This is a genomic window from Photorhabdus caribbeanensis (assembly GCF_018448885.1).
Taxonomy (GTDB): Bacteria; Pseudomonadota; Gammaproteobacteria; order Enterobacterales; family Enterobacteriaceae; genus Photorhabdus; species Photorhabdus caribbeanensis.
In genome coordinates this window covers 131,566-142,029 of sequence record NZ_RCWB01000009.1, presented here as the reverse complement: position 1 = coordinate 142,029, position 10,464 = coordinate 131,566, and the positions used below count along the sequence as shown (strand labels likewise).

The 10,464-nt window shown below is 38.5% G+C and carries 15 protein-coding genes; 10 read left to right on the top strand and 5 right to left on the bottom strand.

The genetic code is table 11. The features are described 5' to 3' along the window. From EAE90_RS08750 to EAE90_RS23745, 4 genes are all read left to right on the top strand, one after another. Positions 1-178, top strand: a 178-nt coding sequence (locus tag EAE90_RS08750; RefSeq protein WP_281422327.1) for a transposase, incomplete at its 5' end; no start/stop codon positions are given. A gap of 94 nt (positions 179-272) precedes the next feature. Then, complete coding sequence (locus EAE90_RS08745; RefSeq protein ID WP_214053169.1) at positions 273-449, top strand: cytidine/deoxycytidylate deaminase family protein; 177 nt, start codon at positions 273-275, stop codon at positions 447-449. Further along, positions 428-679 (top strand): cytidine/deoxycytidylate deaminase family protein, encoded by a 252-nt coding sequence (locus EAE90_RS08740; protein WP_214053168.1) that lies wholly within the window; start codon positions 428-430, stop codon positions 677-679. Before EAE90_RS08745 ends, EAE90_RS08740 begins: the two co-directional genes overlap by 22 nt. 399 nt (positions 680-1,078) lie before the next feature. Then, positions 1,079-2,566, top strand: a complete 1,488-nt coding sequence (locus tag EAE90_RS23745; protein WP_246550521.1) for a phage tail protein — start codon at positions 1,079-1,081, stop codon at positions 2,564-2,566. Here the strand turns inward: EAE90_RS23745 and EAE90_RS08725 are convergent. Beyond that, positions 2,532-3,290: a pyocin knob domain-containing protein gene (locus EAE90_RS08725; RefSeq protein WP_214053167.1), complete on the bottom strand. Its 759-nt coding sequence runs from the start codon at positions 3,288-3,290 to the stop codon at positions 2,532-2,534. The genes EAE90_RS23745 and EAE90_RS08725 overlap by 35 nt on opposite strands. A gap of 746 nt (positions 3,291-4,036) precedes the next feature. Here EAE90_RS08725 and EAE90_RS08720 point away from each other — a divergent pair. Beyond that, entirely contained in the window at positions 4,037-4,321 is a 285-nt protein-coding gene (locus EAE90_RS08720) for a CopG family ribbon-helix-helix protein (protein WP_214053166.1), read from the top strand. 52 nt (positions 4,322-4,373) lie between these two features. On the opposite strand, the gene EAE90_RS08715 is transcribed toward EAE90_RS08720, so the two are convergent. Then, complete coding sequence (locus EAE90_RS08715) at positions 4,374-4,592, bottom strand: zinc ribbon domain-containing protein (RefSeq protein WP_214053165.1); 219 nt, start codon at positions 4,590-4,592, stop codon at positions 4,374-4,376. Between the two features lie 392 nt (positions 4,593-4,984). Between EAE90_RS08715 and EAE90_RS08710 the strand changes: the two genes are divergently transcribed. The 5 genes from EAE90_RS08710 (at position 4,985) to EAE90_RS08690 (ending at position 7,853) form a co-directional block, all read left to right on the top strand. Further along, on the top strand, positions 4,985-5,542 hold the full coding sequence (locus EAE90_RS08710; RefSeq protein ID WP_036783370.1) for a LemA family protein: 558 nt from the start codon (positions 4,985-4,987) through the stop codon (positions 5,540-5,542). 17 nt (positions 5,543-5,559) lie between these two features. Continuing rightward, the gene (locus tag EAE90_RS08705; protein ID WP_214053164.1) at positions 5,560-6,441 is read left to right on the top strand and encodes a hypothetical protein; all 882 of its coding nucleotides are present in this window, start codon (positions 5,560-5,562) and stop codon (positions 6,439-6,441) included. An 11-nt stretch (positions 6,442-6,452) separates the two neighbouring features. Next, positions 6,453-6,989 carry a LemA family protein gene (locus EAE90_RS08700; protein ID WP_214053163.1) on the top strand — a complete coding sequence of 179 codons (537 nt, stop codon included), beginning with the start codon at positions 6,453-6,455 and terminating at the stop codon, positions 6,987-6,989. A gap of 5 nt (positions 6,990-6,994) precedes the next feature. Beyond that, positions 6,995-7,405: a hypothetical protein gene (locus tag EAE90_RS08695; RefSeq protein ID WP_214053162.1), complete on the top strand. Its 411-nt coding sequence runs from the start codon at positions 6,995-6,997 to the stop codon at positions 7,403-7,405. A gap of 73 nt (positions 7,406-7,478) precedes the next feature. Then, a complete protein-coding gene (locus EAE90_RS08690) occupies positions 7,479-7,853 on the top strand; it encodes a helix-turn-helix domain-containing protein (RefSeq protein ID WP_011146193.1) in 375 nt (124 codons plus the stop codon). 246 nt (positions 7,854-8,099) lie between these two features. On the opposite strand, the gene EAE90_RS08685 is transcribed toward EAE90_RS08690, so the two are convergent. The 3 genes from EAE90_RS08685 to EAE90_RS08675 all read right to left on the bottom strand — a co-directional run. Further along, positions 8,100-8,369 carry a type VI secretion system PAAR protein gene (locus tag EAE90_RS08685; RefSeq protein WP_036783358.1) on the bottom strand — a complete coding sequence of 90 codons (270 nt, stop codon included), beginning with the start codon at positions 8,367-8,369 and terminating at the stop codon, positions 8,100-8,102. 126 nt (positions 8,370-8,495) lie between these two features. After that, complete coding sequence (locus tag EAE90_RS08680) at positions 8,496-9,536, bottom strand: hypothetical protein (RefSeq protein WP_214053161.1); 1,041 nt, start codon at positions 9,534-9,536, stop codon at positions 8,496-8,498. 182 nt (positions 9,537-9,718) lie between these two features. Continuing rightward, positions 9,719-10,464 (bottom strand): hypothetical protein (locus EAE90_RS08675; RefSeq protein ID WP_214053160.1); only part of this gene is annotated, 746 nt, incomplete at its 5' end.

The window sequence follows — 10,464 nt, the reverse complement described above, 5'->3', positions numbered from 1 at the left end:
CATCGAAACGATTAATGGGCAATTAAAGACCATTTCTCAAATTGAGCACTCGCGCCACCGAAGTATAAAAGGCTTTCTGTTGTGTGTTTTAGGTGGATTGATTGCTTACAGCCTTAAATTGAAAAAGCCATCACTGAAAATTTTCTACTCAGAGAAAGATATTTCAATGATGGCTTAAGCAGAATTCGGGTTAATTAACTAACAGCTTATTTTCAAAGATATTATTAACCCAGAAAAATAAAATAGACTAACGAGATAGGAGCAATAAATTAATGAATATAGAGCAAGAGTTATATCATGCCGCAGTTAACTTAATTGAAAAACGATACCCAAAGGGATGGGGTGGTGCTGCCGCAGTACGGACAGAATCGGGCAAGATCTTAACTAGCATTGCCCTGATACCAAAAATGACGCATTATCCCTTTGTATGGAAGTTGGCGCTTATTTAGAAGCCCATAAACTGAATGAAGCGATAACGCACTCTTTATGTCTCTGCCGTGAAGATGCCGGTTATGAATATATCATTTTGTCACCCTGTGGAATATGTCAGGAACGTCTGGTTCATTGGGGAGGTTCCGTAAAAGCGGCTGTGACTAATGAGAAAAACGAACTGTTATTTAAAACAATACGTGAATTGCAACCTTATCATTGGTCGGCCGTTAATGGCGAAAAACTCTAATATATGTGCTTTATTTTAACTTGGTTATTTTATTTCATTTTTGAAGTATTCCTTATAGTTAATATTCATTACCACAGTTGTATTCTATTTTTTCAACAAAATAGACACTCATCGGAAAGCTTAATTCGTTCAGATTCTAAGCATTCTAATTATCAAAAGAAGTGAAGATTTTTAATTTCTATGGCTATAGCATTAAATATTTTGGGTATATTTTGATTGCAAAATATCAGGTTATTTATTACTACCAACTGTACAAAAATAGTTAACCATCTGAGTTATAAGAACATTTAATTATTCCTTTTGTGAATTAAACTATAATTAACGCGAATTATGATAAATCATCTACCATAATTCAATATGTTGCTTATGAAATAATATTATATAATTTAAGGAAAAAACATGAGTCTCAAGCCCCAGAATGATTTTAAAGCCTTTTCTATCAGTAATAATGCAAATGTAGTGAGCCAAGAAAGATATGAAGAAAGTCGGAGTTTAAAAAATGGGTTTCCGCCAGATAATGTGACTACTCATGAATTAAATAAGGTGTTACGTCAGTCGTCCACGATATCCTCTGTTGTTGCTAACTTTATCGCAACACACTCCGGAGGAGATGATGTTCTGGATGATGGTGATATAGCTAAACTCACGGCCCAATTAAATAGTGCGTTAGAGAAAAAAATCACAACAGAAATTCCCAGTACCTCATTAACACAAAAAGGGATTGTTCAACTCACTAACAAGACAGGCGATAGTAACACACTCGCAGTAACGCAGAAGCTGGCTTCCGATATAAATGATAATGCTAATAATAAACTGGCAAAAGACCGAAACGGCGCAGACATTCCTGATAAAAATGAGTTTGTGAAAAACCTCGGTTTAACAGAAACGGTAAATCAAGCTAAGAATGCTGTGCCAATTTCGAGTACTTTAAGTGCCCAAGTTGGGGGCTTAAGAATCAATAATGCGTCTGATTGGCCACACATTGAATTTGTGGCTTCAAATAAGCATTTGATCGGCATTGAAGGAACCCGCGGTAATCGTTTGACAATATACGCTAATGATGAAAACAGCAATCGCAGATATACTTTAGCAACACCAGAGAAATCCGGCACATTAGCAACAGTTGACGATGTTATCAGCACAAATGGTGGAGTTGTTGGGAAAAACTCATATTCTACAATCGATAACTTTGATAATGTTCGCCCGAACTCAACATATTTCGGCTATGCTAATGAAACAATGAATGCTCCGGCTGAGACCGGAGCAGGAATTAGATTTTCACATTCAGCGACTGGACCATTTAAATTGTACGATTTAATGATCCACTCAGCGTATGGAAGCGGTACTTTATATTACAGGTCGAAAAACGGCGATGGCGCTGGCAAATGGAATCCGTGGTACATGGTCTGGTCAACACTCAACGCTAAACCTGACTCTAATGGATTCCTCAAGAGAGCCTCCCCGATTATTGAAATCTACCCCAATGGCACATTCTCGACTAATAACGAATCCGAAGGTGCAGAAGTCACAAAAGAAGGCGTTGGCATTTACCATATATCTAATGTTTGTGGCTATAACTTAGATATAGCTTGGGGAGTGCACGGTGGTATCTCAGTACCGAAAGATAACAACAACCTGGAGTTGATTTTTGTTGATGACAGAGTGCAGAGTGACGGCTCTGTCATCATTGAAACCTTTCACAGGCAGCACACTCACTTACCAACCCGTTTTCAGAATTGGCGACTTAAGCATATTGATGAAAATGGTGAACGTGTATTTTATAAAGACAGTGAGCCGTGTGACATTCCTGAACATTGCCGGTTAGATGTTAGGGTTCAAATGCCGCAGGATTCTATCTGGAATCAGAAACAACAGGCGTTAATTTAGGATCACCAGCAGTAGCAGCTTTCTCATCATCAGATGCCGGCATTTGCACGCGAATTGAGACAAACCTACCACTGGGAATATCAATCAAATCACCATTAGTATAGCCCTCTCTCGCATTTCTGGCGAATACTGGCGCATCTGGGTGCTCCCGGTGGTAAGTTATCAATTTGATTGTACCATCGGGCAGTACTTTGTAATCCACCCAAATCAGCGGCAATTTATTTTTGCATAGTGGTATTTCAATACCTCCATCCACGCCGCCCCACATCGCATCAGCATTGAATCCAAGAACTCCCTTGATAATGTAAATGCCTTCTGAAAGACGCTCGACTGTTGCGCCTTTTGACTCGTCATTTGTCTCAAATTTGTTGTTCCAGATGTTAATAACAGGGGAAGCCTTCTTGTAGAACCCATTTGCGTCAATAGTCCATTGATCTGATGTCATTACATAATACCAGTTACCCCAGACACCTAATTCCCTGTATCTATAGTAGAATTGGTTCTTGTAGTACGCTTGCTGCAAGATATGGTCAGGAACTCGAGCCATAACAAAGCAAGGGCCATAGGGAGTACTACCCGCACCATTCTTTGCTGCTGATCCTGGCCCGGCGTAAACACCTGAAATAATTGCGTTATTGTAATCTCCGTCTGGTACAATCATTCCATTTGATGAACCAATGCCAAACTGACCAGGATAGATTTTCCAATCAATGGATTTTTCCATGCTATCAATAGTTTCTTTTAAACCGAGGTTTTATATAACCACCAACTGACATCAATCTTTAGTTAAGCAACATTTAAACGGTATGGAATAGTGTCAAAATCAGATTCATCTGTATGTCAATTAATGACCAAAATGACGATTTACTGTGAAAAGTAATGATAAGATGAAATTGTAAGCGAAAAAATAAAGCCGACTAGTTCTGGCTTCACCTTCAACCCTACCCCGAAGGTGGGATTCTACTTTTGCATGGAAATAGGCGCCTATTTAGAAGCCTATAAACTGAATGAAGCGGTAACACACTCTTTATGTCTCTGCCGTGACTTACTTTATCGCCAAGTATTAACTATTTCCAATGGTTAATACTTGGTTATATTAAATGCAATCATCTTTATATTTTAAAAAATATTATCACCAAGATACTAAACCAATAAATTAACCATCAAGACATGTTAATTTAAAACTTTAATAAACTAGAATTAAAAGCAATAATTATCATCTTCATTTATTAATTTAACCAAGGCTTTTCAATATATTATTTAACTTATTAAAGATACTTTAAATGAATAATTCACAATATTATTTATGAGAATAAATAAGAGACAATAATAAATTTTTTACAATAGGTGACACTATTCGGATTTAATTTTATCTAAATATTATATTTTACCGTCCTTCTGGTAGTATTCTACCCATTTAAGTACTACATTGTACTTACTTTGTAACACATTACGATGGAATCATTAGCTATGAGCGAAACTACTTTTACCTTTAGGGTTGATGATACCCTGAAAAATGACTTTACCGCGGCAGCGCAATCACTCGATCGCAAAGGTGCACAGCTACTACGTGACTTCATGCGCGATTTCGTGCGTCAGCAACAAGAAGCGAGCGTTCATGATGCTTGGCTCCGCAGACAAATAGAAATAGGCCAAGCTTCTGCCAATGCCGGCAATCTAGTGCCAGCCGACCAAGTTGAGGCTAAATTTTTAGCCCGCCGCAAAGCCACACTTCGCCGTTTTGAGGCCAAGTAATGTAATTATTCTGGACGCCAGAAGCCATTCAAGACCGTGAAGAAATATATAACTACATTGAGGCAAGTAACCCTTTAGTAGCTATGCCCTGCTGTTTGATATTTAATGTGGCATTGATGTCTCTATCATGTTCAAGACCGTATTCAGGGCAGTGCCAGAAACGCACTTTTAAGGGTATTTTCGGTATTTTGTCACCACAGCAACGACACGTTTTTAAACTGGCGTACCATTGTTCAAACCTGACGATATACACGCCTTTCTGCATATCCATTAATTCATTTTTCAAAGTGTTAAAAACGATAAAAACAACGGTAAAACGTTATACCGATTAAAACCATAATTAAAACAATAACTTTTAATAACAGTTTAAAACCTGCCTGTCATAAAGCCCAGGGTGAGATTTAATTTTTTTCCTGCCTTAGATTCACATAGTAAATGCAATTAAATCTTCTTTTAAAAAATTGCATTTATTGAATTAAATCTGTCCTCGATATAGTATGCTTAATACTTCTGTATTCTCATTTTTAAATGATTATGACAGGTTAAACAAAGCGGAATCTTTCCCTGGCGCTACGGTGCTACCCAAATCAGCAGGGAAGGCATGACTTATATAGTAAATATAACCAGTATAGTAAATATAACCGGATTTTCGTGGAGAAAAAGATGACAGTAACCACTATTATTATCTCTCTCATTGCTGTAGGACTTATCGGCTGGGGGATCACTATTTATAACCGCCTGGTTGCTCTGAAAGAGCAGACAAGCAATACATTTTCCAATATCGATGTTATTTTAAAACAGCGTGCAGAACAGATCCCGCAGCTTGTAACCGTGCTGGAAAAGTCTATGGAACATGAACGTGATATTTTTACTCGGTTAAGTGATGCACGGCAGGGATATCTTAATGCCGATACCCTCACGGATAAAATCAAAGCCTCCAATGAAATGAGCAATGCATTCCGATCTGTACTGGCGGTAGCTGAAAACTATCCGACATTGATTTCAGGTTCCCAATTTTCACAATTGCAGACATCGGTGACGGATCTAGAAAATAAAATTGCTCATCGCCGCGAAATGTTTAATGATGCAGTAACGGAGTATAATACGGCGATTTATCTATTCCCTGATCTGATTTTTGCCCGCATGTTTCATTATCAGAGGCTGCCTTTGTTAGAAATCAGTCAGGCAGAAAAAGCCTATGACGGTATCAAGTTTAAATAAATCAGATGGTAAACCTTATGATGACTATACTATTTTTTACTTTTATTTTTGTTTTTTCCTGTGTATTAATCTTTTCGTTTGGGAAAAACGCGGCAGAGTATTATAGACAAGCACGGCAGTCCGGTAAATTTGCCAGCAGGGAAATTTGGAAAGTGATTTTAGGCTCGGCGGCTATTGCCATTTTTCTGATTGCCTTTTTTGTTTCACCTGGCGCCTTATTTGGTTTAATTTTATTACTATTTATCTATAACGGTCTGAAAACAACACCGGAAAAAAAATTCCTTAAATTTCAGAAGATTTTGCCCACATCAAAAATCCGTTCAATCGCTATGGGCTTGGTAGAAGTAGAAGGAAAAATAACAGAGGGAACTCACTTCAAAAGTCCTCTGAGTAACAAGCTATGCTATGGCTATCGTTATTATGAATATGATGTCATAAAAGACTCAGAAGGCGATAAACGTTATTCTTTGCGTCATTCGGAAGAAAAAATCCGTCAATTCACTTTAACCGATGATTCAGGATCAGTCCGTATTGATGCAACACCAGAAACGTTGACATTTGTGAATTTTTCTTCCTATCAGAATTATGAAACCAATTCCGTTTCTTACCAAGAGTATTTGTTATTTCCAAATGAAGAGTATTTAATTATTGGTACCGCTATTGAAAAAGACGGTCAAGTTGTTATTACTCAGGCTGCTCCTCACAGATTACTGGGGATTGCCTCTAAGGGATATTTAGGCACCTGGAATGAAGTTGCGCCAATGCGCCGTAATCTTGCAATTACCGTCATTAGTGCAGCAATCCTGATTGCCTTTATTCTGACCGTTCCTTATGAATATCAGTCTCATCATTTAACGGTTTTTTATCGTGAATCTCCATTACTGAAATGGTTATTTTAGAGATAACAGCAATGGGTGGATATCTTCTCGCTTTTATTATTCTGGCCATCATCCTGATTATTGCGGTTCGTTATCTCGTAGGCGTTTTTAATAAAATCGTTATGTTAAAAAGATACCGGGATAAAGCGTTTGCCAATATTGATATTTTACTGAAAAAACAGGTTGATTTAATTCCACAACTTATCACGATAACAGAACAAGCTATGGCCCATGAAAAATCGCTCTTTCTGCAACTATCAGAAGTCAGGAAAAACTACCCCAGTGCAAAAATAACCGATGAAAAGGTGAAAATAGGTAATACATTAGCACATCAGTTGTTGTCATTTCTGATACTTGCAAAAAACTATCCGGCCCTAATTAGTCAGCCATCTTTTCAACATTTGCAAGCGCAGATCACTTTGCTGGAAAATCAGATTGCAGACAGACGTGAATTCTTTAATGAAAGTGTTGCTCTTTACAATACCGGGCTCCGGCAGTTTCCCAATATCATTTTCGCCCGGATATTAAGATATAAACCTAGCCCAATGCTGAACCCTATGCAAGGATAAAACCCATGTTTACCATTCCATTTGATTTATTCGGATTTGTTGATGCCATTCGTGGTAATCCGGGTATTTTAATCGTCACGGCGGTTTTCGGCCCTGTGGGTGCAATGTTATGCCTACTTCCCTTTGCTCGAATACCGGGAATTAGCCAAGTTATTCAGACATTGGTTATTAGTCTATTAACCTCTGTTTTTATTAATTTACTCTGTGTCGCTATCATTTATTTAATCTTTACAAACGATATTATCCGCCTGTTCTGGAGCTTGATTATTGCCCAAACGGCCTGTTTGTCTTTTTGGTTTATTAATAAAGAAGCCGTGTTTAAACTGGCTGAACAGGATGACGCCATGCGCCAGAGACATTCGAAAATAGAAAGAAAAAATAATACCAAGAAAAAGAAAAGAAAGCAGAGGAAATAAACATATATACTCTATGGATTTCAAGATACCTCTCAGGGCTACGTAACTACGTAAACATACGGAGCAAAAGAATATGGCTAGTATTCAATTTATTACAGACGAGCATGGCAAAAAACAAGCCGTTATTTTGCCAATGGACGAGTACGAAAGACTGTTGGCAGCTGCGGATCATGATGAAAATTATCAAATTATTCCCTATACAACGGGACCAAATGACGATGAAACTATTCCTCATGAAGTCGTTTCTATCATGGTAGACGATGAAGTTTCACTACAAGCCGCTTGGCGCATTTATCGTGGACTATCACAAGCTGAGGTAGCGGAAAAACTGGGTATAAAACAAGCTGCCGTTTCTCAGTTTGAGAAATCAGATCGCCCACGCAAAGCAACGATTGAAAAATTAGCGGATTTATATGATTGCCGAATAAGTCAACTAGTGCTCGACTGATTAAAGTTAGTAAAAAGTTACCAATACGACCAGGGTGAGATCTCACCCTGCTGTTTTCCCACCAATGAAATTGCTGCCGATATACCACCCGCTTCATCAACCACTCAAATATCCCCTATCGATTCAATCTGGTTATAATGAAAAACCCATTTCCCGACTTTTAACACTAATTTTGTGAATATAAGGGTCCGGGGTTTTACAATCACAAACGGCGCTGCGCATATTAACTGAGAATATGTTTTTTCCTTAACCAATATTAACGCTACCACCACCAATCACAACTCCACCACAACTCACTGCGTCACCGGTTCTCGCCGCAGGTTTACCATCAACAAAAACGGTACTGGAACCACCGGCAATTATGCGTGAATGAGATGAATGTGGCGCTAAACTATCGCCCTGACGAGCTAAAGGAATACCGTCAACTTTTACGCTGGTCGATCCCGAAATAACCGATGTCGCTCCACAATCATCATGCGCTGTGCCAATATCACCAATCTTTACCGCATTACCCATATTTCTTCCTCCATATCTGGCAGAATTAACATAATTAGTCTTTATCTTGCGTAACCGATAATAGCTTTCTTTTGCTGTTCCCATCAAGAAAAAATATCGGGTCAAATAACCCGATATTGCTATCCATTAAATTACCTGAACAAAACGACCATTAATTAATGAAAAGATTGGTGCGACGGTAGCCAGAATAGTATCGCCATCTTCATCAACATAATAGTAGGATATTGGGGAACTTTCTGGATCTGATTTATTCACCAATCTGACCATTCTGCCCTGATTCATTATTTTAACGGTATAGTCATCCCAATTAATTGGCTTCATTTTGAAACCTTTTTCGTTGATATCACTGTAAGCAGATTGATCAGCAAAAATACTCTCTTCACTTTCATTAGTAGCCCAAGCCCAAGCTTTGAGCGCAACTTTTTGTTGTTCCATAAGAGTATTTATATCTTTGGCATTATAAGCCTGCCAGACCGCCACATAAGCCTGCTGCAATTGCTGACGTTGTTCTGGGGTATCGGTATAAGGGGTTGCTTTCTCCCATTCCCAATCAGGTAATCCACTGATTTTTACATTACGACTAAATCGGTATAAGGTCATATTAGGTGGAAATTTCCGGCTATTAAAGAATTTTTTATCTTTATGCCCAGCCTCTACCTTTTCTGCTTGTATCACATGACGTACCACTGGTGTACTAATAGCAGCATATTTAGCTTCATTCGCGGGTGTTGTTGCCACTGGCTGACCATTTTTATCAATTGCCACTTCAATTGCCGTCAATACTTCACTTTTTTTACCACGCATAGCCATCAGTTCCAGCGTGCATTTAGCTTCAGGGTCAAAGTGATTACGAGTTTTATCTGACATTTCACTTGGAGAAAACCAATCCAAAGCACCAAACTCCAAGCTGATTTCATTTTCACCATTAGTCATGAATAGCATAGATGCTGTACTGCCGGTACCAAATCCCCGACCTTCCCGAGCCGAATCACGGTTATCCATTCCCGTTACACCATTGGTTTTAATATCACAAAAGGCATATTGAATATCGAATAAACTGCGGATATACAACTGCGGTTCACTTGCATTAGCACCTTGCATTACCATCACGCCTAAACTAGACATAGTAATCACGCCTAATAATAGCAATAACCATTTTAATTTCATTTTATCCTCACATTCCGGTGTAACCCGGTGATAAGTGGAGTATTATTCAACTTTAATATTAATCAAATCCACAATCCTAGTGTCATTTTACAATCACCAAATGCTGTATCGATATTACCGACTTTTATTGCATTTCCCATCAAGTAAAAATATCGGGTCAAATAACCCGATATTGCTACCCATTAAATTACCTGAACAAAACGACCATTAATTAATGAGAAAATCGGTGCAACGGTAGACAAAACCGTTTCTCCATCTTCCTCATCAACGTAATAATAGGATATCGGAGAATTCTTTAAGTCCGACTTATTCACTAACCTAACCATTCTACCCTGATTCATTATCTTAACTTGGTAGTCATCCCAGTTAATTGGCTTCATTTTGAAACTTTTTATTTTGATCCTACGGTAAACAGATTGATCAGCAAAAACACTCTCTTCACTTTCGCCAGTGGCCCAAGCCCAGGCTTTGAGCGCAACCTTTTGCTGATCACGGAGTGTATTCAAATCCTTAGCATTATAGGCCTGCCAAGCAGCCATATAAGCCTGTTGCAATTGTTGACGTTGTTCCGGGGTATCAGTATAAGGGGTTGCTTTCACCCACTCCCATTCAGGTAAACCACTGATTTTTACATTTCGACTAAACCGGTATAAAGTCATATTGGGCGGAAATTCTTTCGGATAAAAATATTGTTTCTCTATATGTCCAGGTCCTACTTTTTCAGCTTGTATCACATGACGCACCACCGGTGTGCTAATAGCAGCATATTTGGCTTCATTCGCGGGTGTTGTTGCCACAGGCTGACCGTTTTTATCAATTGCCACTTCAATTGCCGTCAATACTTCACTTTTTTTACCACGCATAGCCATCAGTTCCAGCGTGCATTTAGCTTCAGGGTCAAAGTGATTACGAGTTTTATCTGACATTT

Excerpts from the sequence above, each read along its gene's own strand:
- EAE90_RS08705 (WP_214053164.1), top strand. The coding sequence starts at position 5,560 with ATGATGACTATACTATTTTTTACTTTTATTTTTGTTTTTTCCTGTGTA.
- EAE90_RS08720 (WP_214053166.1), top strand. The coding sequence starts at position 4,037 with ATGAGCGAAACTACTTTTACCTTTAGGGTTGATGATACCCTGAAAAAT.
- EAE90_RS08680 (WP_214053161.1), bottom strand. The coding sequence starts at position 9,536 with ATGAAATTAAAATGGTTATTGCTATTATTAGGCGTGATTACTATGTCT.
- EAE90_RS23745 (WP_246550521.1), top strand. The coding sequence starts at position 1,079 with ATGAGTCTCAAGCCCCAGAATGATTTTAAAGCCTTTTCTATCAGTAAT.
- EAE90_RS08745 (WP_214053169.1), top strand. The coding sequence starts at position 273 with ATGAATATAGAGCAAGAGTTATATCATGCCGCAGTTAACTTAATTGAA.
- EAE90_RS08690 (WP_011146193.1), top strand. The coding sequence starts at position 7,479 with ATGGCTAGTATTCAATTTATTACAGACGAGCATGGCAAAAAACAAGCC.
- EAE90_RS08685 (WP_036783358.1), bottom strand. The coding sequence starts at position 8,369 with ATGGGTAATGCGGTAAAGATTGGTGATATTGGCACAGCGCATGATGAT.
- EAE90_RS08695 (WP_214053162.1), top strand. The coding sequence starts at position 6,995 with ATGTTTACCATTCCATTTGATTTATTCGGATTTGTTGATGCCATTCGT.
- EAE90_RS08740 (WP_214053168.1), top strand. The coding sequence starts at position 428 with ATGGAAGTTGGCGCTTATTTAGAAGCCCATAAACTGAATGAAGCGATA.
- EAE90_RS08725 (WP_214053167.1), bottom strand. The coding sequence starts at position 3,290 with ATGGAAAAATCCATTGATTGGAAAATCTATCCTGGTCAGTTTGGCATT.
- EAE90_RS08710 (WP_036783370.1), top strand. The coding sequence starts at position 4,985 with ATGACAGTAACCACTATTATTATCTCTCTCATTGCTGTAGGACTTATC.
- EAE90_RS08700 (WP_214053163.1), top strand. The coding sequence starts at position 6,453 with ATGGGTGGATATCTTCTCGCTTTTATTATTCTGGCCATCATCCTGATT.
- EAE90_RS08715 (WP_214053165.1), bottom strand. The coding sequence starts at position 4,592 with ATGGATATGCAGAAAGGCGTGTATATCGTCAGGTTTGAACAATGGTAC.